This is a genomic window from Paraburkholderia terricola, assembly GCF_003330825.1.
Taxonomy (GTDB): Bacteria; Pseudomonadota; Gammaproteobacteria; order Burkholderiales; family Burkholderiaceae; genus Paraburkholderia; species Paraburkholderia terricola.
Window position 1 is genome coordinate 3617896 of sequence record NZ_CP024941.1, and the last position, 20903, is coordinate 3638798.

26 protein-coding genes and 1 tRNA gene are annotated in these 20903 nt (G+C 61.9%); 5 read left to right on the plus strand and 22 right to left on the minus strand.

What is annotated here, in order from left to right:
- The first annotated feature begins 5 nt into the window (after positions 1-5).
- Positions 6-650 (plus strand): TetR/AcrR family transcriptional regulator, encoded by a 645-nt coding sequence (locus CUJ90_RS16210; protein WP_114163200.1) that lies wholly within the window; start codon positions 6-8, stop codon positions 648-650.
- A 93-nt stretch (positions 651-743) separates the two neighbouring features.
- Positions 744-1298, plus strand: a complete 555-nt coding sequence (locus CUJ90_RS16215; protein WP_114163201.1) for a DUF1415 domain-containing protein — start codon at positions 744-746, stop codon at positions 1296-1298.
- Between the two features lie 79 nt (positions 1299-1377).
- Here the strand turns inward: CUJ90_RS16215 and CUJ90_RS16220 are convergent, their stop codons facing one another.
- The gene (locus tag CUJ90_RS16220; protein WP_073431028.1) at positions 1378-2220 is read right to left on the minus strand and encodes a class I SAM-dependent methyltransferase; all 843 of its coding nucleotides are present in this window, start codon (positions 2218-2220) and stop codon (positions 1378-1380) included.
- A gap of 355 nt (positions 2221-2575) precedes the next feature.
- Between CUJ90_RS16220 and CUJ90_RS16225 the strand changes: the two genes are divergently transcribed.
- A complete protein-coding gene (locus tag CUJ90_RS16225) occupies positions 2576-2896 on the plus strand; it encodes a type II toxin-antitoxin system HicA family toxin (RefSeq protein ID WP_073430979.1) in 321 nt (106 codons plus the stop codon).
- 86 nt (positions 2897-2982) lie between these two features.
- Here the strand turns inward: CUJ90_RS16225 and CUJ90_RS16230 are convergent, their stop codons facing one another.
- Positions 2983-3192, minus strand: a complete 210-nt coding sequence (locus tag CUJ90_RS16230; protein ID WP_073430978.1) for a DUF1059 domain-containing protein — start codon at positions 3190-3192, stop codon at positions 2983-2985.
- A gap of 367 nt (positions 3193-3559) precedes the next feature.
- Between CUJ90_RS16230 and CUJ90_RS16235 the strand changes: the two genes are divergently transcribed.
- Positions 3560-4867, plus strand: coding sequence for a TIGR03862 family flavoprotein (locus tag CUJ90_RS16235; protein WP_114163202.1), 1308 nt, complete (start codon positions 3560-3562; stop codon positions 4865-4867).
- On the opposite strand, the gene CUJ90_RS16240 is transcribed toward CUJ90_RS16235, so the two are convergent.
- The 8 genes from CUJ90_RS16240 to CUJ90_RS16275 form a co-directional block, all read right to left on the minus strand.
- Positions 4854-5978: a methyltransferase gene (locus CUJ90_RS16240; protein ID WP_114163203.1), complete on the minus strand. Its 1125-nt coding sequence runs from the start codon at positions 5976-5978 to the stop codon at positions 4854-4856. The genes CUJ90_RS16235 and CUJ90_RS16240 overlap by 14 nt on opposite strands.
- Before the next feature lie 766 nt (positions 5979-6744).
- A tRNA-Thr gene (locus tag CUJ90_RS16245) sits at positions 6745-6820 on the minus strand.
- Between the two features lie 20 nt (positions 6821-6840).
- Positions 6841-7356, minus strand: coding sequence for a ClpXP protease specificity-enhancing factor (locus CUJ90_RS16250; protein ID WP_114163204.1), 516 nt, complete (start codon positions 7354-7356; stop codon positions 6841-6843).
- A 70-nt stretch (positions 7357-7426) separates the two neighbouring features.
- Complete coding sequence (locus tag CUJ90_RS16255) at positions 7427-8038, minus strand: glutathione S-transferase N-terminal domain-containing protein (RefSeq protein ID WP_006052302.1); 612 nt, start codon at positions 8036-8038, stop codon at positions 7427-7429.
- A 95-nt stretch (positions 8039-8133) separates the two neighbouring features.
- Entirely contained in the window at positions 8134-8889 is a 756-nt protein-coding gene (locus CUJ90_RS16260) for a cytochrome c1 (protein ID WP_114163205.1), read from the minus strand.
- A gap of 21 nt (positions 8890-8910) precedes the next feature.
- A complete protein-coding gene (locus CUJ90_RS16265) occupies positions 8911-10290 on the minus strand; it encodes a cytochrome b (RefSeq protein WP_073430973.1) in 1380 nt (459 codons plus the stop codon).
- Positions 10290-10910, minus strand: coding sequence for a ubiquinol-cytochrome c reductase iron-sulfur subunit (gene petA, locus CUJ90_RS16270; protein ID WP_073430972.1), 621 nt, complete (start codon positions 10908-10910; stop codon positions 10290-10292). The genes CUJ90_RS16265 and petA overlap by 1 nt, the downstream gene beginning before the upstream one ends.
- A gap of 220 nt (positions 10911-11130) precedes the next feature.
- On the minus strand, positions 11131-11877 hold the full coding sequence (locus CUJ90_RS16275) for a Nif3-like dinuclear metal center hexameric protein (RefSeq protein ID WP_073430971.1): 747 nt from the start codon (positions 11875-11877) through the stop codon (positions 11131-11133).
- Between the two features lie 19 nt (positions 11878-11896).
- On the opposite strand from CUJ90_RS16275, the gene CUJ90_RS16280 reads away from it, so the two are divergent.
- The gene (locus CUJ90_RS16280) at positions 11897-13117 is read left to right on the plus strand and encodes a Do family serine endopeptidase (RefSeq protein WP_073430970.1); all 1221 of its coding nucleotides are present in this window, start codon (positions 11897-11899) and stop codon (positions 13115-13117) included.
- A gap of 203 nt (positions 13118-13320) precedes the next feature.
- Here CUJ90_RS16280 and tatC read toward each other — a convergent pair whose 3' ends face one another.
- The 12 genes from tatC to hisB form a co-directional block, all read right to left on the minus strand.
- Positions 13321-14103: a twin-arginine translocase subunit TatC gene (gene tatC, locus CUJ90_RS16285; RefSeq protein ID WP_073430969.1), complete on the minus strand. Its 783-nt coding sequence runs from the start codon at positions 14101-14103 to the stop codon at positions 13321-13323.
- A 34-nt stretch (positions 14104-14137) separates the two neighbouring features.
- Entirely contained in the window at positions 14138-14659 is a 522-nt protein-coding gene (gene tatB / locus CUJ90_RS16290; protein ID WP_073430968.1) for a Sec-independent protein translocase protein TatB, read from the minus strand.
- A gap of 52 nt (positions 14660-14711) precedes the next feature.
- Complete coding sequence (tatA, locus tag CUJ90_RS16295; protein WP_073430967.1) at positions 14712-14951, minus strand: Sec-independent protein translocase subunit TatA; 240 nt, start codon at positions 14949-14951, stop codon at positions 14712-14714.
- A 246-nt stretch (positions 14952-15197) separates the two neighbouring features.
- Positions 15198-15563 (minus strand): histidine triad nucleotide-binding protein, encoded by a 366-nt coding sequence (locus CUJ90_RS16300; protein ID WP_114163206.1) that lies wholly within the window; start codon positions 15561-15563, stop codon positions 15198-15200.
- Positions 15564-15658: 95 nt separating this feature from the next.
- Positions 15659-16054, minus strand: a complete 396-nt coding sequence (locus tag CUJ90_RS16305) for a DUF4870 family protein (protein ID WP_114163207.1) — start codon at positions 16052-16054, stop codon at positions 15659-15661.
- 95 nt (positions 16055-16149) lie between these two features.
- A complete protein-coding gene (locus CUJ90_RS16310) occupies positions 16150-16533 on the minus strand; it encodes a phosphoribosyl-ATP diphosphatase (RefSeq protein WP_114163208.1) in 384 nt (127 codons plus the stop codon).
- On the minus strand, positions 16530-16940 hold the full coding sequence (gene hisI, locus CUJ90_RS16315) for a phosphoribosyl-AMP cyclohydrolase (RefSeq protein ID WP_176035826.1): 411 nt from the start codon (positions 16938-16940) through the stop codon (positions 16530-16532). Before hisI ends, CUJ90_RS16310 begins: the two co-directional genes overlap by 4 nt.
- Before the next feature lies 1 nt (position 16941).
- A complete protein-coding gene (hisF, locus tag CUJ90_RS16320; RefSeq protein WP_073430963.1) occupies positions 16942-17715 on the minus strand; it encodes an imidazole glycerol phosphate synthase subunit HisF in 774 nt (257 codons plus the stop codon).
- A gap of 216 nt (positions 17716-17931) precedes the next feature.
- Complete coding sequence (gene hisA, locus CUJ90_RS16325; RefSeq protein WP_012434504.1) at positions 17932-18684, minus strand: 1-(5-phosphoribosyl)-5-[(5-phosphoribosylamino)methylideneamino]imidazole-4-carboxamide isomerase; 753 nt, start codon at positions 18682-18684, stop codon at positions 17932-17934.
- A 214-nt stretch (positions 18685-18898) separates the two neighbouring features.
- Positions 18899-19540, minus strand: a complete 642-nt coding sequence (hisH, locus tag CUJ90_RS16330) for an imidazole glycerol phosphate synthase subunit HisH (protein WP_114163209.1) — start codon at positions 19538-19540, stop codon at positions 18899-18901.
- A complete protein-coding gene (locus CUJ90_RS16335) occupies positions 19537-20157 on the minus strand; it encodes a YchE family NAAT transporter (RefSeq protein ID WP_073430961.1) in 621 nt (206 codons plus the stop codon). The genes hisH and CUJ90_RS16335 overlap by 4 nt, the downstream gene beginning before the upstream one ends.
- Positions 20158-20237: 80 nt before the next feature.
- The gene (hisB, locus tag CUJ90_RS16340) at positions 20238-20825 is read right to left on the minus strand and encodes an imidazoleglycerol-phosphate dehydratase HisB (protein WP_006052285.1); all 588 of its coding nucleotides are present in this window, start codon (positions 20823-20825) and stop codon (positions 20238-20240) included.
- Positions 20826-20903 lie beyond the last annotated feature (78 nt).

The following is a 20903-nucleotide window of genomic DNA, read 5'->3' on the forward strand; positions in this document are numbered from 1 at the left end:
TTACCATGTCCCACAGCGAAACCCACAAGCCGGCCGGTCCCCGGCGCGCGCGCAGCGCGCAAACGGCCGGGCCACAGGCGCAGCAGCATCTGCTGCGCGCGGCGGACGAGTTGTTCTACCGCGAGGGCGTGCGGATGGTCGGCGTCGATGCGGTGGTGGAACGCGCGGGCGTGAACAAGATGAGCCTGTACCGCCAGTTTTCGTCGAAAGACGAACTGGTGATGGCTTATCTGGAGCGCAAGGACGAACAATTCTTCGGCTATGTGGAACGGAGCTTCGCGAAGCATCCGGGCGAGCCGGCAAAGCAGCTTCAGCAGTATTTCGACGACCTGGCGGTGCGCGCGTCGATCGAGGGCTACCGCGGCTGTCCGTTCGTGAACGTGTCGGTGGAGTTTCCCGACGCGGCGCATCCGGCGCGGCAATTCGTGTTTCGCAACAAGGAACGGTTGCTGGCGCGACTCACCGAACTGGCGACTGGCGCAGGCGCCGACGATCCGGTGGCGCTCGCCAACGCGCTCGGCTTGCTGATCGAAGGCGTGTACGCGGCCAGTCAGACCTATGGCCCCGGATGCGGACCGATTCTCGCCGCGCCGAAAGTCGCCGCGCAGTTGATCGCCGCGGCATGCGGCGGGGCGGCGGCTAAGGGTTGAACTGGAGCCGGCTGTGCGGTCTCACCGTCGCGAGGCGCGGATCGGCGCCAGTCCGCGCCGTTAAAATGGCGCTTTCCCCTTTCGCTGCGTGCCATGTCGTTGCCTGCCGAATCCCATGATGCCGTCGTTGCCGCCACCCGCCACTGGCTGACCCACGCCGTGATCGGACTGAATTTATGTCCCTTCGCGAAAGCAGTGCACGTGAAGGGGCAGATTCGCTATGCCGTTAGCGACGCCGTGAATATAGAAGCGGTGTTGACCGACCTCGAAGCCGAGTTACAGACGCTGCTTGCGTCCGACCCTGACGCCGTCGATACCACGCTATTGATTCTGCCGCGCGCGCTCGGCGATTTTCTCGAGTACAACGATTGCCTGTTTTTCGCCGAGCGGATGCTCAAGCAGCTTCGGCTCGAAGGCTCGATTCAGATCGCCAGCTTTCATCCTCATTACCAGTTCGAAGGCAGCGAACCCGACGACATCGAGAATTACACCAATCGGGCGCCTTATCCGATTTTGCATTTGCTGCGCGAGGACAGCATCGAGCGCGCTGTCGAGGCTTTCCCCGACGCTGAGGCTATTTATGAGCGAAATCAGGCAACCCTTCGACGGATCGGCCTCGCCGGGTGGAACGAACTGATGAAGCGGTGATTCATGGCGGCGGCCATGCAACGGCAGCGGCAGCGGCGTCGGGCAGCCACTGTTAAAGGCCACCTGCGGAAAAGCGAAATCAGGCGGACACGAAAAAACGCTCCTTCAACTCCCCGATTCCAAGCGTCTCCATCACCTCATTAAGCCGCTCGGCCGGCCGCCGCCTTGGCAAATCCTTATATTGGGCAATGATGAGTTCATTCTTCATGGAATGCTCCCACCCGACCAGTTCGGTCACGCTCACCTGATAGCCGTGCGCTTCCAACTGCAAGCAGCGCAGCACATTCGTGATCTGGCTGCCGAATTCCCGCGTATGCAGCGGATGCCGCCAGATTTCAGTCAACGCGTTCGCGAGCGATTTGCCCTTGTTCTGCCGTAACACGCCCGCCACCTCAGCCTGGCAGCACGGAACGACCACGATGTACTTCGCGTGCTTTTCCAGCGCGAAGCGGATGGCGTCGTCGGTCGCGGTATTACAGGCATGCAGCGCCGTCACGATGTCGATCTCGGCCGGCAAGCGCTCGGACGTGATCGAGTCGGCCACCGACAGGTTCAGGAAGGACATCCCCGTAAAGCCGAGCCGAGCGGCCAGTTCTTCCGACTTCGCGACCAGTTCCTCGCGCGTTTCGATGCCGTAAATGTGCGAAGCCCCACCAGCGGCGCCCTGAAATTCCTTGAAGAAAAGGTCGTACAGGATAAAACCTAGATATGACTTGCCCGCGCCGTGGTCGACGAGCGTCAAGGCGCCCTGCTTGTCCTTGAGGTCCTTGAGCAGCGGCTCGATGAACTGAAAAAGGTGATAGACCTGCTTCAGCTTGCGGCGGCTGTCCTGGTTCATCTTGCCGTCGCGCGTGAGGATGTGAAGCTCTTTCAGTAGCTCGACGGACTGGTTCGGACGGATTTCGTGGGTTTTGCTGGACATCGTGGAAACCGCCGCCGATTGCAACGCGAACGTGCGACAGGTGACGGAAAAAGGGAAAAGTTGCTGGCAGTTTACCCAAAGCGCGGCCCGCTCACCGAAGGAGCCGGGCGAATCATGCGAAAAAGGTCGACGATCTGGAATGTTTTCTGCTCGAACAGCGCGCAAAACAGCTTGCGGGCCGGCTCCCCGGCAAGGTAAGCCGTGCCGCCGATGACAACGGATTGCCAGCGCCGTGCTTCAATCGGCGAACCGGCTGCAGGTGGGGAGGGCGGTCCCGGAACAGGGACCTAATGTTACGTAACCAGAAGCGCGCCGCGATCCCGAGCGGACGCGCTCGGATATAACAGAGGCGGCAATGGATACGATACCCAACGGAAACGTCGAACAGAAGTTTCAGGAAATGCTGGCGAAACTCACTGCCACGCCGGTCTGGTCCGAGAAGCAGCAACTCGAACTGGAGATGGCGCGCGACATTTCCACGGAAATGCTGCGTCTGGCGGAAATCATGCGCGACGGCAGCGTCGATATGGAAACCTGCCTGACGATGCTGAAATACGCAAAAGTACTCGATTTCGTGATGACCACGCTCGCATCGAGGCGCGACATCAAACCGCAAACGCTGCGGGTCATTTTCAAGCTCGCCGGGCTCAAGGTGGACGAGGCTTACCCCAGTTAAACCGGCGTCACGCCGCGACCCGCGCGGGCGGCACGCGGCCGCTCGCACCGGTCAGCCGGCATCCCTTCTGGCGGAAGGGCGACACATCACGCGCGCGGTGCTTCGACCGGCGGCGTGCCTTCATGGAACAGGGTCTTGAGCTGCGAACGCAGTTCCGGCGAATCCTCGTGTTTGTGAACCGAAACCGCGTGCTGCACGGCTGCGTCGAGTAATTCGTCCTCGCTGTCGGCGGACATGGCAACGGTGCAGTTCATCTCGCTCGGGAATTCGCGACAGTCGATATATTTGCGGCTCATGGCAGTCTCCTGGTATCAACCTTCAGAACATCCGGACAGGGAACAGACGCGCGAACTCCGTCTTCCGCCGTCACGCGGCCGTTAGGGCAGCGCGGGCAGCGTGAAATCGTGGGCTGGTTCGAGGCGGAAAACGCGACACTGCGTCCGGTGGAAGGTATGTGAAAAGTATAGGTCGCGCGGGTCGGTCCCGAAGCGGCAAACGCAAACCGGGCCGATACGCAAACGCCCGAACCCAGCTTTTTTCGGCCTGCCGGCTCAGCCGCGCGTTTGCCCTGCGCTGCCCACGGTGTGAAAATAGCGCCCTTCGCGCCGCGCGATCGTCCGATCCCGCTGACGCACCGCCTCTTCCGCTCATCCGCAGGACCGCATGTCATCCTCCCTCGATTCCGCCCGCGTCGCCGTGATCGGCGGCGGCCCCGCCGGCTTGATGGCTGCCGAGGCGCTTGCCCGACATGGCGTGCCGGTCGACGTGTATGACGCGATGCCGTCGGTCGGCCGCAAATTCCTGATGGCGGGCAAAGGCGGCATGAACATCACGCATTCCGAACCGCTCGGACCGTTTCTGGACCGCTACGGTGCGCGCCGCGAGCGGATCGAGCCGTTGCTCGACGCCTTCGGTCCCGACGCTTTGCGCGCCTGGCTGCACGAGTTGGGCGTCGAAACCTTCGTCGGCAGTTCGGGCCGCGTTTTCCCGACCGATATGAAAGCGGCGCCGATGCTGCGGGCGTGGCTGCATCGATTGAGAGAAGCGGGCGTGCGGTTTCATATGCGCCACAAGTGGATTGGCTGGGTTGAGAGCGATGCCGACGCCGACGCCGACGACGCCACGCATGCGCTGCGGTTTGCCACGCCCGGCGGCCCGCAAGTCGTGACTTGCGATGCCGTGGTGTTCGCGCTCGGCGGCGCAAGCTGGCCACGCCTCGGATCGGACGCCGCCTGGGTGCCGCTCATGGCAGCGCGCGATGTGCCGCTGACGCCTCTGCAACCCGCCAACTGCGGCTTCGACGCCGACTGGAGCCCTTATCTGCGCGAGCGTTTCGCGGGCCAGCCGGTCAAGCCGGTGGCCATTTCACTCACTGGCGTAGACAATAAAGTCCACAATCGACAAGGTGAAATACTTCTGACCGAAACGGGCCTGGAAGGGAGCCTGATTTACGCGTTATCGGCGGCTATTCGGGACCGGATTCTCGCCGACGGCGACGTGACAATCAGTCTGGATCTGGCGCCAGGCTTGACTCTCGAGCGTGTCGTCGCGGAAGTCACGCGGCCGCGCGGCTCACGTTCGATGTCGAGCCATCTGCATGGCCGGATCGGGATTAGCGGGGTAAAACTGGCCTTGTTGCACGAGATTCTGTCGAAGGAAGCTTTCGCCGACGCGAACGTTCTCGCGCATGCCATCAAGTCGCTGCCGGTGCGGCTCACGCGGGCCCGGCCGATCGCGGAAGCGATCAGCACCGCCGGCGGCATTCCCTTTGAGGCGCTCGACGAGCATCTGATGATCGAGCGTCTGCCCGGCATGTTCTGCGCGGGCGAAATGCTCGATTGGGAAGCACCAACGGGCGGCTATCTTCTCACCGCCTGCTTCGCCAGCGGTTTGGCGGCGGGACGCGGCGCGTTGGCGTATCTCGAGGCGCGCGGCGCGCGCCCCTCCGCCGCATCGCCTACCGCGCCTTAAGACGCCACAGCGACGTCACTTCAGCCACGCGCGCCGCATGCAACGCATCGGTTTCGTCGGTCGACTTGGGATGCCGCGGACGAATATCCTCGCGGCCCGCCACAGTCAGCCCGGCCTTTTCGATCGCCGCAAGCAGCCACTCGCGCGTGCGCAAACCGAGATGCTCCGCGAAATCCGACATGATGAGCCAGCCTTCGCCGCCCGGCGATAGATGCTCCGCGAGACCGTTGAGAAAACCCAGCAGCATGCGGCTTTCCGAATCGTAGATCGCATGTTCGATCGGGGACGCAGGCCTCGCCGGCACCCACGGCGGATTGCAGACGACGAGCGGCGCACGGCCTTCCGGAAACAAGTCCACTTGCACCACTTCGACTTGCTGGTCGTAGCCGAGGCGCGCGAGGTTCTCTCGGGCGCAAGCGAGCGCTCGCGGGTCCTGGTCTGTCGCAACGATTTTCTTCACACCGCGCCTCGCGAGCAGCGCCGCCAACACGCCGGTGCCGGTGCCGATATCGAACGCCTTGTTCAGCGAGGGCAGTGGCGTTCGCGCGACGAGATCCACATATTCACCCCGCACCGGCGAAAACACGCCGTGGTGCGGATGAATGCGCTCGCCCAGCGCGGGAATCTCGACACCCTTCTTGCGCCACTCATGCGCGCCGATCAGACCAAGCAGTTCGCGCAGCGATACAACCGATGCTTCACCGGTGGCCGGACCATACGTTTCGATGCAAGCCTGTTGCACGTCGGGCGCGCGGCGCAACGGAATGCCGTAAGCGGCGTCGAGCGGAATCAGGATCATGCCGAGCGTGCGGGCGCGTTGCGACTGCGCCTGGCGATGCAGGTTGAAGGCGTCGAGCGGCGTCTCGCCCTGCTTGCGCGGTTTGCGTTCCAGTCGACGCGTAACCGCCTGCAGCAATTGGCGAGCGTTCTGGAAATCGCCGTTCCATAACAGCGCCGTGCCTTCGCAGGCAAGGCGGTAGGCGGAGTCGGCGGTCGTGCGGTCATCCGCGACGATGACGCGTTTCGGCGGCGGCACTGCCGCTTCGGAGCGCCAACGCGCGGTGCGGGGACCGTCGGCTTCGGGCCAGGTGATGGTTGCTGGGCTGGTCATGGTGAGGTGGGATCTGTGTTGCGGGAGTGACGCAATGAAATATCGCGTCGTCGGGGGGCGTTGCCCGCCGGAGTACTTGATAAGCGATGCCGACTGACGCCCCGAATAGTACCCCTGTCGTTCGGGTTCGCGGTGGGCTATTCGTCGGCGAACGCGGCCAAGGCTGGCCGTGGCACTGCACTTTCGCTACTGCGCGCGGCAAATGTAGACTGAATCGTCCACGATCGACAAGGTGAAAGAGATATGGTGAATTTCGGCCGTTTGAGGTCTCACGAACGCTTTGCGTCCGAGGTACTCTTCGGCCCTCAAAGGGCCAAGAGTCGGCGATGTTTTCACGGCCAAGTTCTGAAACACGGACGCTTGCTTTACAAGGCGAGCATGAATAAGCGACCGGGTAACATGGAATGTTCAAGTCCGCAGAGTTACAAGCGGCCCGACGGACCGGGTTAACCATGCTTAAAATCGATTATGCCGCACGCATGAACCTGCGCTTGCAGACCCGGCTAATAGACAGACCCGTATCGCCTATGTATAGTCATCGCCGACCGCCAAGGCGCACGGTCACAAATCATGATAGAACCTGAGAGAGCAATAAGGTACGCACTAAAATTTTAATAGCGCCATTAACGCCTTGAATATCGGGTTGCAGGCCCCTTACCGTGCCGCAACCCGATATATTTATTGGCGCGATTTAACGACGACTACGTTCCGCTCAAGAATAAAAAAACGGGTTTCTGAACATTTCAGAAACCCGTTTTCGTACTACTGGTGCCGGCTGCAGGACTCGAACCCGCCACCTCATGATTACAAGTCAAGCGCTCTACCTGATGAGCTAAGCCGGCTTTGAGCCCGTAATTCTACTTCACTTTACGATCTTCAGGCGAGCCCTTCCGCCGCCTTTCGATCCGTCGTCGTCAGGCTGGGGGCCCTCCGTCGCGCTATCCGTTTTGGCTGAAGCAGCATCGGCAGCCGCAGGCGAAGTCTCCACCACACGCGGCGCCGCCGGCATAGCGCTTTCGTCCGCCGGCACGGCGTCGGCACCGGAGTCCCGCGCCTCCCCGCCCGCCGATTCGACCGGAAACGCCATGCCCTGCCCGTTTTCGCGCGCATAGATCGCGAGAATATTGGCGATCGGCACTTCGATCTTGTGCGACTTACCGGAAAAGCGCGCGCTGAATTCGACCCACTCGTTGCCCATCTGCAGCTGGCTGGTCGCCTCGAAGCTGATGTTCAGCACGATTTCGTTGTCGCGCACAAACTGACGCGGCACGCGCGTCTGATTGTCGACCCGGACCGCGATGTGCGGCGTGTAGCCATTATCCGTGCACCATTCGTACAGGGCGCGCAACAGATAAGGTTTGGTGGAAATCTCTTGCATCAACAGTCCTCTGACCAGGCACGGGCCCGCACCCTCTCGACCGTGCGGCGCCCTTGCCCCAAAGCCATACTCAACGACGCATTACCTTTTCGGAAGGCGTCAGCGCTTCGATATAAGCCGGACGGCTGAAAATGCGTTCGGCGTACTTCATCAGCGGTGCGGCGTTCTTCGACAGCTCGATACCATAGTGATCCAGGCGCCACAGGAGCGGCGCGATGGCGACGTCGAGCATCGAGAACTCTTCACCGAGCATGTACTTGTTCTTCAGGAAGATCGGCGCAAGCTGCGTCAGGCGATCGCGGATCGCGAGGCGCGCCTTTTCGTGGTTCTTCTCGGCGGCCTTGCCCTTTTCGTTTTCGAGGGTGCCGACGTGAACGAACAGTTCCTTTTCGAAGTTCAGCAGGAACAGGCGGGCGCGGGCGCGCTGAACCGGATCGGCCGGCATCAGTTGCGGGTGCGGGAAGCGCTCGTCGATGTACTCGTTGATGATGTTCGACTCGTACAGAATCAGGTCCCGTTCGACGAGAATCGGCACCTGACCATACGGATTCATCACGGCGATGTCTTCCGGCTTGTTAAACAGGTCGACGTCGCGGATCTCGAAGTCCATGCCCTTTTCGAACAGCACCAGCCGGCAACGCTGGGAGAACGGGCAAGTTGTGCCGGAATACAGAACCATCATATTTACGTTTCCTCAAAAAGCTGAAGGGCCAGCGCGCGGAAAAACCGTTCAGCAGGTTCTTCCTGGCGCCGGCCCCACGCCGGGTGACGGCGTGATTATTTGATATGTTTCCAGTACGCGGCGTTCAGTCGCCAGGCGAAAAAGCTCAGAATGCCGAGGAAGAGAAGCACCCACACGCCAAGCTGTTTGCGGGTTTTCTGCGTCGGTTCGGACATCCATGACAGGTAAGACACGAGGTCGGCCACAGCAGAATCATAATCTACCGGCGACATCGTCCCCGGAGTGACCTGCTGGAAACCGACAAATTTGTGTACCGTCTCACCCGTTTTTTCGTCGATTTCATCGCCGAACTTCGCGGTACGCTGCCCCTGAAGCTGCCACAGCACGTGAGGCATGCTCACGTTCTCATACACCAGATTGTTCCAGCCGGTCGGCCGCGTATCGTCGCGATAAAAGCTGCGTAGATACGTGTACAGCCAGTCTTTGCTGCGCGCTCGCGCTTCCACCGACAAATCCGGCGGACTCGCGCCGAACCACGCTTTCGCGTCCTCGGGGCGCATCGCCACGGTCATGGTGTTGCCGACCTTGTCGGTGGTGAACAGCAGATTCGACTGAATGGCCGCCGGCGTGATGCCGAGGTCGGTCAACCGCTTGTAGCGCATCAGGTTCGCGCTGTGGCAATTCAGGCAATAGTTTACAAACAATTGCGCGCCGTGCTGCAACGAAGCGAAATTCTCTGCGTTATCAGGCGCTCGGTCGAGCGGGAAATTCTCGTCCGCGCGCACCGGGGCGGCCGCGAGCGCGAGCAGCGTCGCGCCGATCAGCGCGCACGTCGAAAGCAGTTTCTTCATTCGTGTTCTCCTGGCTCGCGATTAGTGGGGCTTGAACCGCACCCGCTCGGGCGGCTGCTTGAACGTGCCAAGCCTCGTCCAGAACGGCATGCCGAGGAAAAACGCGAAGTAGATCAGCGCGCACACCTGCGCAATCAGCGTGGCGGCCGGCGACGGCGGTTTGGTGCCGAGGAAGCCCAGTGTCAGAAAGGCAAACACGAAGATCGCGTAGAACACTTTGTGAAAGAACGGCCGGTAACGGATCGACTTCACCGGCGAGCGGTCGAGCCACGGCAGGAAGAACAGCGAGATCACCGCGCCGCCCATCACCACCACACCCCAGAACTTCGATTCGGTGAACGCCATCGCCAGAATCACCAGCACCGCCAGCACGGGCAAACCGATCTTCCACTTGCCGCGCGCACGCACCAGCGCGAGCAGGCCCAGCAGGGCGATCACGATCATCAGCACGATCTTGAACGGATCGGTGGTGGCGCGCAGCATCGCATAGAAGGCGGTGAAGTACCACACCGGCGCAATTTCCTGCGGCGTCTGCAACGCATTGGCGGGAATGAAGTTGTTCGCTTCGAGGAAATACCCGCCCATCTCCGGCGCGAAAAAGATGATCGCCGCGAAAATCATCAGGAACACCGTGACGCCGAAGAAATCATGCACCGAGTAGTATGGGTGGAACGGAATGCCGTCGAGCGGAATGCCGTTGGGGTCCTTCTTCGCCTTGATCTCGATGCCGTCCGGGTTGTTCGAGCCGACTTCATGCAGCGCCACGATGTGCGCGACCACGAGGCCGATCAGCACTAGCGGAATGGCGATCACGTGAAACGCGAAAAAGCGGTTCAGCGTGACGTCCGAGACGACGTAGTCGCCGCGGATCCACAGCGAGAGATCCGGCCCGATGAAGGGAATCGCCGAGAACAGGTTCACGATCACCTGCGCGCCCCAGAACGACATCTGGCCCCACGGCAGCAGATAGCCGAAGAACGCCTCGGCCATCAGGCACAGAAAGATCGCGCAGCCGAAAATCCATACCAGTTCGCGCGGCTTACGGTACGAGCCGTACATCAGCCCGCGGAACATATGCAGATACACGACCACGAAGAACATCGACGCGCCGGTGGAGTGCATGTAGCGGATCAGCCAGCCCCACGGCACCTCGCGCATGATGTACTCGACCGACGCGAACGCGAGCGTCGCGTCGGGCTTGTAGTTCATCGTGAGAAAGATGCCGGTGACGATCTGATTGACCAGCACCAGCAGCGCGAGCGAACCGAAGAAGTACCAGAAGTTGAAATTCTTCGGCGCGTAGTACTCGGAAACGTGCTTCTTCCACGCCGACGTCATCGGAAAGCGCCGGTCGATCCAGCCGGTGAGCCCGGTCGTCTCTACTTCGTGTTCGATCGCCATTACGCTTCTCCTTTCTCGTCCTTGCCGATCACGAGGCTGGTGGCCGACGTGAACATGTAAGGCGGGATGTCGAGGTTCTGCGGCGCAGGTTTGTTCTTGAAGACGCGGCCGGCCATGTCATAGGTCGAACCGTGGCAGGGGCACAGGAAGCCGCCAGGCCAGTCGTCCGGAAGATTCGGCTGCGCGCCCTCCTGGAAGCGCGGCGTCGGCGTGCAGCCCAGATGGGTGCAGACGGCGACGGCGACAAATACGCTCTGGTGATCGGCCCGTGAACGGAGTTCGTTGTTGCAGTACTCCGGCAAGGGCATGGTGAAAACATTCTTGGAGTGGGGATCCGCTACTTCGTTATCGGCCTTCTTGACGTCGGCGAGCATCTTGTCGGTGCGGTTGATGATCCACACCGGCTTACCGCGCCAGGCAACGGTCATCATGTCGCCGGGCTTGAGATTACTGATATCGACTTCGACCGGGGCACCTGCTGCCTTGGCCTTTTCAGATGGTGCAAACGAACTAACAAAGGGTACGACAGTGGCAACGCCTCCTATGCCACCTGCTACGGTCGTCGCTATCAGCCAGGTACGGCGGCTGCCGTCGACGCGTTCATCTTCCTTGTCTCGCATCACACGCCCCACTTCTGAGTTGGATTTTTCCTTCACGTCGCTTCTACCGCCGCTAGTTTGCGCGAATGGAGTCGCCATTTACAAGGGCCGATTGCCAAAAACCGTGCGAAGCCGTTGATATCTCAGGGTTTCTCCGTACAGATCGCAAACTTTTTCGCACCTCCTTTTAAGCGGCCCCTCCGTTATTCGAGCCTTTTTCTTCTCTAATGGCGATTTCAATTCAAACGGGATTAGGGATATCGATAAAGAGGTGTTCGATATCGAACGATTCGGATAGATGCTTGCCCACCGCCTGCACGCCGAAACGCTCGGTCGCATGATGGCCGGCCGCGAGAAACGCCACGCCGCTTTCCGCCGACGTGTGCATGACCGACTCCGACACCTCGCCGGTGAGATAGACGTCGGCGCCCGCGTTGATCGCCGCGTCGAACATGCCTTGCGCGGCGCCCGTGCACCAGCCCACGCGGCGCAGTTCGCGATCCGGGTCGCCGAATACGAGCGGCGTGCGGCCCAGCGTCTGCTCGACCTGAGCGGTGAAGTGCGCAAGCGTGATCGGCATCGGAAAGGTGGCGAGCCAGCCGAGATCGTTTTCGCCGAAGCGCGCGTCGCTGATCCAGCCCATCTTCGCGCCGATCTGCGCGTTGTTGCCGAACTCGGGATGGTCGTCGAGTGGTAGGTGGTAGGCGAACAGGTTCAGGTCGTTGCCGAGCAGCAGCTTCAGACGCGCATATTTACGGCCGGTGATTTGCGGCGCCTCGTTGCGCCAGAAGTAGCCGTGATGGACCAGCACGGCGTCCGCGCCCCACTCGAGCGCGGCCTCCAGGAAGGCCGCCGAGGCGGTCACGCCGGTCGCGAGTTTGCTCACCCGACGGCGCCCTTCAACCTGCAGACCATTGGGGCAATAGTCCTTGAAGCGCGCGGTTTCAAGGAGATTGTTCAAGTACAATTCAAGTTCGATCCGATCCATATAAACCTCCAGTCTTCAGATGCTTAGACGCTTTTGGCTGTTCTTTGCCCAAGCGGTGACCGTGCTGTTGGCGCTAATGTTCATCATTGCGACCCTCAAACCGCAGTGGCTCCAGCGTCAAGGGCAATTCGGCAAGCAGCTCGCCGAACCGATCGTCGCCCTCCGGGAAGTAGCGCCAGGCATCGGCAGCGGCCCACCGCAGGCGTCCTACGCGGACGCCGCGCAAAAGGCCATGCCCGCGGTCGTCAATGTGTTCTCCAGCAAGGATGGCTCACTGCCGCCCGACCCGCGCGCAAAAGATCCGCTATTCCGCTACTTCTTCGGCGACAAGAACAACCGCAAGCGGCAGGAACAGCCCGCAGCCAATCTCGGCTCGGGGGTGATAGTGAGTTCGGAAGGTTACATTCTAACGAACCAGCACGTCGTGGACGGCGCCGATCAGATCGAAATCGCGCTGGCGGATGGTCGCACCACCAATGCGAAGGTGATCGGCATCGATCCCGAAACGGATCTGGCCGTGCTCAAGGTCAACATGACCAACCTTCCCACCATCACGCTCGGCCGCATGGACCAGACGCGCGTGGGCGACGTGGTGCTGGCGATCGGCAATCCATTCGGCGTCGGCCAGACGGTGACCATGGGCATCGTCAGCGCGCTGGGGCGCAATCACCTCGGCATCAACACCTTCGAAAACTTCATTCAGACCGACGCGGCGATCAACCCAGGCAACTCGGGTGGCGCACTGGTCGATGCGAACGGCAACCTGCTCGGCATCAATACCGCCATCTATTCGCGCTCGGGCGGCTCGCTCGGCATCGGCTTTGCGATCCCCGTGTCGACGGCGCGCAGCGTGCTCGAGAGCATCATCACCACGGGTACCGTCACGCGCGGCTGGATCGGCGTCGAGCCGCAGGACGTGACGCAGGAAATCGCGGAATCGTTCGGGCTGGAGCAGAAGTCCGGTGCGATCGTCGCGGGCGTGTTGAAGAACGGTCCCGCCGACCGCGCGGGCATCAAGCCGGGCGACATTCTGATGAGCGTGAACGGCCAGGAAATCACCGACACCACGCGCCTGTTGAACGTGATCGCGCAGATCAAGCCGGGTACGGCCGCGAAGGTTCATCTGGTGCGCAAGAACCGCGAGATGGATCTCGAGGTGACGATCGGCAAGCGTCCCCCGCCGCCGAAGCAACCGGTGGAAGACAGCGGCGGCGATCAGCAGGACGAGGACGGCGGTTGACAAGCACGGGCGACGCGTTCAGCCGCCAGCACAGCGGCGCGCGCCACGACAGCAATGCGACACTCGTGGGGCCAAGGCAGCCGCCGCAGGATCGTTGAGCGCCGCGGCAGCATGGGGACGGCCAGTTAGGCGCTAGCACGCGTTGCAAAACAAAAAGGGCAATCCATTACGGATTGCCCTTTTTGTTTGCCTCGCGCTCCGCATCAAGCCGGCGGACTTGCATCCTCCACCGGCGGCGCCGGCTGCTTGCCGACGATCAACCGCGCCGCGATGATCCCGGCCTCATACAAAATGACCAGCGGAATCGCCAGAATCAGTTGCGAGAATACGTCCGGCGGCGTCACCACGGCGGAGATCACGAACGCGCCGACGATCACATACGGACGAATCTCCTTGAGCTTCTTGATGGTCAGCACATTCATGCGAACCAGCAGCACCACGACGATCGGCACCTCGAACGTCACGCCGAACGCAATGAACATGGTGAGCACGAAGCTGAGGTAATTGTCGATATCGGTGGTCATCTCCGCGCCCAGCGGCGCGTTGTAGTGCGCCATCACGCGGAAGATGGTCGGGAACACCACGAAGTACGCGAACGCCATGCCGCATAGGAACAGCGTGTAGCTGCTGCCCACCAGCGGCCCAACCAGCTTCTTCTCATGCTGATAAAGCCCCGGCGCGACGAACGCCCAGATCTGGTACAGCACGATCGGCAGCGCGATCACGAAGGCGACGAGCATGGTCACCTTCATCGGCACGAAGAACGAGCCGGTCACATCCGTGACGATCATCTTGCCGTCCTTCGGCAGATTCATCATCAGCGGGCGCGCCAGCAGCCGGAAAATGTCCGGCGCCCAATACACGAGCCCGACGAACACCACGATGACGGCAAGGCCGGCGCGGATGATGCGGTCGCGCAATTCAACGAGGTGGGAAATGAAGGTCTCTTCAGTGCCTTCGTCCTGTTTATGCTGGGGGTCGCTCACGCCGGCCCTCGGTTAGAGATTGTCGTTCTGATCATCAGAAAAAGCGCGTCGGACGACGCATGGCGGCCGGCGTATGCCGCGCCACGCGCGCCGCACCCGATTGCACGCGCGTGCGGCGCGTGGTGGCGCGCTTGTACCAGGCCGGCATGGCCGCCTGCTTGACGCGCCAGTTCTTGCGCCTGGGCGCCGCTGACGGCGTGCTGGTCTGCCACGACGAAGCGCCTACGTCACCTTCCAGCGCACCGCCCGCAATGCTCGGCGACACCGGCGCGCCGCTGTTCCACGCGTCGTTCAATTCGGTCTCGTGTTTGCGCAGATTGTCTTGAACGGAGGTTTCGACGTTGGTCGCGGCGGTTTCAAACTCGCTCTTCATGCGACGCAATTCGTCGAGTTCGATCTCGCGCGTGACCTCCGACTTGACGTCGTTGATATACCGCTGTGCGCGGCCGAACAACGCGCCGGCCGTGCGGGCGACGCGTGGCAGGCGCTCAGGCCCGAGTACGACCAGCGCGACGACGCCGATCAGCGCCATCTTGGTTAGACCGAGGTCCAGCATGAAGTGGAATGTCCGTGAATAACGCGGTTAAGCCACGCGATCGAGCCGCGGCTCAGCGGTAATCGCCGGAGTGCGGCGTCTTTTCCTTCGCATCCACGTCCACTGCGCCGTTGCGCGGCAGTTCGCGCTGCTGCGCGTCGCCCGCCGGCGTTTCCGCTTCCTTCACACCTTCCTTGAAGCCCTTCACCGCGCCACCCAGATCGGCGCCGATATTGCGCAGCTTCTTCGTGCCGAACACGAGCGCCACGATCAACAACACGATCAACCAATGCCAAATGCTCAACGAACCCATGACTACTCTCCTTAACCCCGACACCGCATTCCGATGCGGCGAAACTCATGCGCCTTACGGCGTGAACCGAAGCGCGTACGCTTCATCTATACGTTGCGGACTCTGCGACTGCAACCCACGACGCGGTATGTCATTGTGACCGGACGATCGCGTCGGCGCCGTTACAACGCGCAAAAAACAGCGGCGAAAACAACAGCCGCACTATTGTGGACCACCAAAACTCGCGGCGCGCCTTGTCGTGAAGCCTCAGCCCATCCGTTTCCAAGGGCGCGGCCCCGCGAGAATATGCGCGTGCAAGTGGTACACCTCCTGCCCGCCGCCCGGACCGGTATTGATTACCGTGCGAAAACCGGTTTCGCCACCGGTATACGCTACGCCGAGCTGGTCGGCGAGACGCGCCGCCAAAACAAGCATTTTACCAAGCAGCGGGACATCGCTTTCGGTGCAATTCGACAGCGTGGCGATGTGCTTGCGCGGAATCACCAGCACATGGGTCTCCGCCGCCGGACGGATGTCGCGGAAGGCGAGAAACTCGTCGTCTTCATGCACTTTGGTGGACGGAATCTCGCCGGCGGCGATCTTGCAGAAAAGGCAGTTCGGGTCGTGGCTCATCGTATTCCTGACGCAGTATGGCTAGAGCGCGAAGCGTGACATGACGTGACGCCAAGCGGCGCGGCTAAAGCCGACCCGGTAATGATCGGACGAACTCAGAACCACGCACGCGGATTCACGAGCGGCTTGTTATCGTACAGATACAGCCAGCCCTTGATAATACGGTACAACATCCAGATGCTGACGGCCCAAAGAACTGGAATCCCGATCACGACGAACAGCAGCAAGCCTCCGATCACATAGCCCAGCAGGCACATCCAGAACGAACGGATCTGCCAGTCGAAATGGGCTTCGTAGGGGGTACCCGCCGCGTCGGAACGCTTCACGTAGTTGATGATGATCGCGATCACGATCGTCAGGCCGCCCGTCAGCCAGTGCACGGCGTACAGCGCGTACAGCACGTGCGTGAGCGTGCGCAGGCTGCGTTCGCGCTCCGGCTCCAAGGCGTTGCGGTAGACCGGCGGCGGATAGCTTTCTTGCGACTGTTCCATGCTTGCGTCCTCCCGAGGATGCGATCAATGCGTTCAGTCCAATGTGGGCGCGGGTGCTCGCCACGTCAAGGGCATGACGGCCAGATTGGGAACAATCAGTCGCCGTTCTGCTCCCGCTCGCGGGTCTTGCGCAGCGCCTTTTCCTCGATGCCCGACAGACCTTCGCGACGCTCCAGCTCGGCAAGCACGTCCGCAGGGCTTAGATCGAAATGCGACAGCATCACGAGGCAATGGAACCACAGATCCGCGACCTCGCCGACCAGCGCCTTCGGCGCGCCGCCGTGACGCGTGTCCTTGGCGGCCAGCACGACTTCGGTGGCTTCTTCACCGATCTTCTTCAGCACTGCGTCGTCGCCCTTGTGGAACAGGCGCGACACGTAGGAGACATCCGGATCGCCGCCCTTGCGGCTGTCGATGATGGCCGCGAGGCGCAGCAGCGTGTCGGCCGTGGACGGCGTGGTTGGCGTGGTGTGCGTCATTTGTAAATGTGTTCGGGGTCTTTCAGCACGGGATCGACGGCGATCCAATCGCCGTCGTCCACCGAGCCTTCGAATTTCTGGAAAAAGCACGAGTGGCGGCCGGTGTGGCACGCAATGCCCGACACCTGCTCCACTTTCAGCAGCACGACGTCCTCGTCGCAATCGAGCCGCACTTCATGCACATGCTGCACGTGGCCGGACTCCTCGCCCTTGAACCACAGGCGCTGGCGCGAGCGCGAAAAATACACGGCGCGGCCGGTTTCGACGGTTTTCGCCAATGCCTCGCGATTCATCCACGCGAACATCAGCACGTCGTTCGTCGACGCCTCCTGCGCGATCACCGGCACGAGGCCGTTCGCGTCCCACCTGACCTTGTCGAGCCATTCAACAGCCGAAGAATTCACCACGTCACAACCTCACCGAAATGCCTTGATCGGCCATGAAGCGCTTGGCCTCGCCCACGGTGTGCTCGCCGTAATGAAAAATGCTCGCGGCCAGCACCGCGTCCGCATGACCGTCCCGGATGCCGTCGGCCAGATGCTGCAACGAGCCCACGCCGCCCGAGGCGATCACCGGAACCGGCACGGCATCGGACACCGCGCGTGTCAGCGCGAGGTCGAAGCCGCTCTTGGTGCCGTCGCGGTCCATGCTGGTCAAAAGGATCTCGCCGGCGCCGAGTTGCGCCATCTTGCGCGCCCATTCGACCGCGTCGAGGCCAGTGGCCTTGCGCCCGCCGTGCGTGAAAACTTCCCAGCGCGGCGGCTCGCCCTCGGCGGAGACGCGCTTGGCGTCGATCGCGACGACGATGCATTGCGAGCCGTATTTGTCGGTGGCGTCTTTGACGAGCTGCGGATTCGCCACCGCCGACGAGTTCATGCTGATCTTGTCGGCGCCCGCGTTTAGCAGCCGCCGCACGTCCTCGACGGCACGCACGCCGCCGCCGACGGTCAGCGGAATGAACACCTGCGAGGCGACCGCCTCGATGATCGGCAGGATCAGATCGCGTTGATCGGAAGTCGCGGTGATGTCGAGGAAGGTGAGTTCGTCGGCGCCTTGATCGTCGTAACGGCGCGCGATTTCGACCGGATCGCCGGCGTCGCGCAACTCGACGAAATTGACGCCCTTGACCACGCGTCCAGCCGTGACGTCGAGACAGGGAATGATGCGTTTAGCTAGAGCCATGATCGTGCAATTCTGCCAATACCGCTGATGAGGCCGCTCGCCAGGGAGCGGCAGGGGGGGCCGGCGCGGCCGGCCGCGTTGCGCCGGAGGTCTGCAAGGCGCATGCATGCGGCATGACGCGGTTTCCGTGACGCGCCTTCGCGCGGTGCGCTTGCGCGCCGATTTTGAGTCCACCGCGGCGCTTGAGCGTGTACCTCACAGCGCCTTGGGAAAAACTCAAGCGTCGTCCGATTCGCGCAGCCGATCGGCGAGGGTCTGCGCCGCGGCGAAATCGAGATCGCCCGAGTAGATGGCCCGGCCGCAAATCACGCCTTCGATACCTTCGTCCTCGACTTCGCACAGCGACTCGATGTCCGTCAGATTCGACAAACCGCCGCTCGCGATCACCGGAATTTTCACCGCGCGCGCGAGGCGTACCGTGGCTTCGATGTTGATGCCTTGCAGCATGCCGTCGCGACCGATGTCGGTGTAGATGATCGATTCGCAGCCGTAATCCTCGAACTTGCGCGCCAGATCGGCCACTTCGTGGCCGGTCAGCTTGCTCCAGCCGTCCGTGGCGACCTTGCCGTCTTTCGCGTCCAGCCCGACGATGATATGACCGCCGAACGCCGTGCAGGCATCCTGCAGAAAGCCCGGATTCTTCACCGCCGCCGTGCCGATGATCACGTACGACAAACCGTCGTCCAGATAGCGCTCGATCGTGTTCAGGTCGCGGATGCCGCCGCCCAGCTGGACGGGAATCTCGCCACCCACTTCCTCGATGATCGCGCGGATTGCGTCTTCATTCTTCGGCTTGCCGGCGAACGCGCCATTCAGGTCGACGAGGTGCAGACGGCGCGCCCCACGGTCGACCCAATGCCGGGCCATTGCCGCCGGTTCCTCGGAGAATATCGTCGCCTGGTCCATATCGCCTTGTTTGAGGCGTACACACTGACCGTCTTTCAGGTCGATGGCGGGAATCAGCAGCATAGCAATCGGGTGTTGTCTGGGAAGGGGTTGAAGGTCGGCGGCCGCGGCTGGTGGGCCAGCCCGCCGGAACGCCGTCTCGCTAGTTTAGTACAACTCTCGGCGCGCCCTTGCGGAGCAGCAAGGGCAAGCAAACTCGCGTCGCCGCGGCTCCGGCGCGCATCGCGCGCCCGACTTGTGGCGCTGCGGCACATGGCAGCACGATGAAGAAAGGCGCTCACGGATTCCAGTGGACGAAGTTGCGATACACGCGCAGCCCCGTTTCAGCGCTCTTTTCCGGGTGGAATTGGGTCGCGAAGATGTTATCCCGCGCCACCGCGGAGGTAAAGGGCACACCGTACACCGTTTCGCCGACGGTATGGGCCGCATTCTCCGGCACGACGTAATAGCTATGCACGAAATAGAAGAATGCGTTGTCGGCGACGCCGTCCCACAACGGGTGCGAATGCGCCTGACGCACGCGATTCCAGCCCATTTGCGGCACCTTGAAGCGCGAGCCGTCGTCCTGCACCTGGCCTTCCAGGTCGAAACGCAGCACCTTGCCGGGCAACAGGCCCAAGCCCGGCGTATCGCCCTCGGCGCTCCAGTCGAACAGCATCTGCTCGCCGACGCACACGCCCATCAGCGGCTTGCTGCGCGACGCTTCCACCACCGCTTCCTGCAGGCCCGATTCAGCGAGACTGCGCATGCAGTCGGGCATCGCACCCTGGCCGGGGAGCACCACGCGATCAGCCGAGCGGATCGCCTCGGGCTGGTCGACGATCGCCACGTCCGCTTCCGGCGCGGCCTTGCGCAATGCCTGCGCAACCGAGCGCAGGTTGCCCATTCCGTAATCCACAATCGCTATCGAAGTTTTCATTTCAAGTTAGGCAGCAATGCCTTCAATCCGTCGACGATGAATTCCACCGCCAGCGCCGACAACATCAAACCCATGAGCCGCGTGCCGATGTTGATGCCCGTGCGACCCACCCACCGGGCAATCGGTTCGGCGAGGCGCAGTGAAAAAAAGCAGATCGCCGCCAATACCGCGCCGATCGCCACGAGGCTGATCCGGTCGTACCAATGCGCCGAGGCGGACGCGTAAATGATCGTGGTGCTGATCGCGCCGGGGCCGGTCAACAGCGGGATCGCCAGCGGCACGACCGCGATGTTGTCCTTCTGCTCGGCTTCGTGGCGCTCTTCCGGCGTCGAACGGCTGTTGCCGATCTGCGCGTTCAGCATGTTGATCGCCATCAGCAGCATGATGATCCCGCCGCCCACTTCCAGCGAACCGACCGAAATGCCGAAGAAACTGATGATCTGCTGTCCGAGCAGCGTGGTCACCGCAATCACGCAGAACACCGAGATCGCCGCGATCCGGATGGTCCTGCGCCGCTCCGCGTCTGCCTGATGCGCCGTGAGGCTCATAAAGAACGGAATGGCGCCGATCGGGTTGATCAGCGCCAGCAGCGAAATAAACGACTTCAGAATGTCCATTGCACACCGGGGGAAGCGCAACCCGCCCTCTTTGCCCGGTCCTGGTAAATTCGCCGGCCAATGAGCCGGCTAACGAGCGCTCAAAGGCTGCCCTTGGTCGACGGAATCTGCCCCGCCGCGCGTTCGTCCAGTTCGACGGCCATGCGCAATGCACGCCCGAACGCCTTGAACACCGTTTCCATCTGATGATGAGCGTTCAGGCCGCGCAGATTGTCGATGTGCAGCGTAACGCCGGCGTGATTCACGAAGCCGCGGAAAAATTCAATGGAGAGATCGACGTCGAACGTGCCGATGCGCGCACGCGTGAACGGCACATGAAATTCGAGGCCCGGACGGCCGGAAAAATCGATCACGACGCGCGACAGCGCTTCGTCGAGCGGCACATACGAATGGCCATAGCGACGGATGCCCTTGCGATCGCCGATCGCCTTCGCGACGGCCTGGCCGAGGGTAATGCCGGTGTCTTCGACCGTATGGTGGTCGTCGATATGCAGATCGCCATGCGCTTCGATGTCGAGATCGAACAAACCATGCCGCGCAATCTGGTCGAGCATGTGGTCCAGAAACGGCACGCCGGTGGCCAGCTTCTGCTGACCGGTGCCGTCCAGATTGATCTTCACACGGATCTGCGTTTCGCTGGTGTTGCGAACGACTTCCGCAAGGCGCATGGTAATTCCTCGAATCTAGCTAGAAAGCGATAGTAGTGTGGGTTGGGAAAACCGGCGAGCGGGGCGCTTTGCCAGTGC

Bases quoted from the DNA above. Each gene is read 5' to 3' on its own strand.
- CUJ90_RS16210 (WP_114163200.1), top strand. From the start codon at position 6: ATGTCCCACAGCGAAACCCACAAGCCGGCCGGTCCCCGGCGCGCGCGC.
- CUJ90_RS16215 (WP_114163201.1), top strand. From the start codon at position 744: ATGTCGTTGCCTGCCGAATCCCATGATGCCGTCGTTGCCGCCACCCGC.
- CUJ90_RS16220 (WP_073431028.1), bottom strand. From the start codon at position 2,220: ATGTCCAGCAAAACCCACGAAATCCGTCCGAACCAGTCCGTCGAGCTA.
- CUJ90_RS16225 (WP_073430979.1), top strand. From the start codon at position 2,576: ATGGATACGATACCCAACGGAAACGTCGAACAGAAGTTTCAGGAAATG.
- CUJ90_RS16230 (WP_073430978.1), bottom strand. From the start codon at position 3,192: ATGAGCCGCAAATATATCGACTGTCGCGAATTCCCGAGCGAGATGAAC.
- CUJ90_RS16235 (WP_114163202.1), top strand. From the start codon at position 3,560: ATGTCATCCTCCCTCGATTCCGCCCGCGTCGCCGTGATCGGCGGCGGC.
- CUJ90_RS16240 (WP_114163203.1), bottom strand. From the start codon at position 5,978: ATGACCAGCCCAGCAACCATCACCTGGCCCGAAGCCGACGGTCCCCGC.
- CUJ90_RS16250 (WP_114163204.1), bottom strand. From the start codon at position 7,356: ATGCAAGAGATTTCCACCAAACCTTATCTGTTGCGCGCCCTGTACGAA.
- CUJ90_RS16255 (WP_006052302.1), bottom strand. From the start codon at position 8,038: ATGATGGTTCTGTATTCCGGCACAACTTGCCCGTTCTCCCAGCGTTGC.
- CUJ90_RS16260 (WP_114163205.1), bottom strand. From the start codon at position 8,889: ATGAAGAAACTGCTTTCGACGTGCGCGCTGATCGGCGCGACGCTGCTC.
- CUJ90_RS16265 (WP_073430973.1), bottom strand. From the start codon at position 10,290: ATGGCGATCGAACACGAAGTAGAGACGACCGGGCTCACCGGCTGGATC.
- petA (WP_073430972.1), bottom strand. From the start codon at position 10,910: ATGCGAGACAAGGAAGATGAACGCGTCGACGGCAGCCGCCGTACCTGG.
- CUJ90_RS16275 (WP_073430971.1), bottom strand. From the start codon at position 11,877: ATGGATCGGATCGAACTTGAATTGTACTTGAACAATCTCCTTGAAACC.
- CUJ90_RS16280 (WP_073430970.1), top strand. From the start codon at position 11,897: ATGCTTAGACGCTTTTGGCTGTTCTTTGCCCAAGCGGTGACCGTGCTG.
- tatB (WP_073430968.1), bottom strand. From the start codon at position 14,659: ATGCTGGACCTCGGTCTAACCAAGATGGCGCTGATCGGCGTCGTCGCG.
- tatA (WP_073430967.1), bottom strand. From the start codon at position 14,951: ATGGGTTCGTTGAGCATTTGGCATTGGTTGATCGTGTTGTTGATCGTG.
- CUJ90_RS16300 (WP_114163206.1), bottom strand. From the start codon at position 15,563: ATGAGCCACGACCCGAACTGCCTTTTCTGCAAGATCGCCGCCGGCGAG.
- CUJ90_RS16305 (WP_114163207.1), bottom strand. From the start codon at position 16,054: ATGGAACAGTCGCAAGAAAGCTATCCGCCGCCGGTCTACCGCAACGCC.
- CUJ90_RS16310 (WP_114163208.1), bottom strand. From the start codon at position 16,533: ATGACGCACACCACGCCAACCACGCCGTCCACGGCCGACACGCTGCTG.
- hisF (WP_073430963.1), bottom strand. From the start codon at position 17,715: ATGGCTCTAGCTAAACGCATCATTCCCTGTCTCGACGTCACGGCTGGA.
- hisA (WP_012434504.1), bottom strand. From the start codon at position 18,684: ATGCTGCTGATTCCCGCCATCGACCTGAAAGACGGTCAGTGTGTACGC.
- hisH (WP_114163209.1), bottom strand. From the start codon at position 19,540: ATGAAAACTTCGATAGCGATTGTGGATTACGGAATGGGCAACCTGCGC.
- CUJ90_RS16335 (WP_073430961.1), bottom strand. From the start codon at position 20,157: ATGGACATTCTGAAGTCGTTTATTTCGCTGCTGGCGCTGATCAACCCG.
- hisB (WP_006052285.1), bottom strand. From the start codon at position 20,825: ATGCGCCTTGCGGAAGTCGTTCGCAACACCAGCGAAACGCAGATCCGT.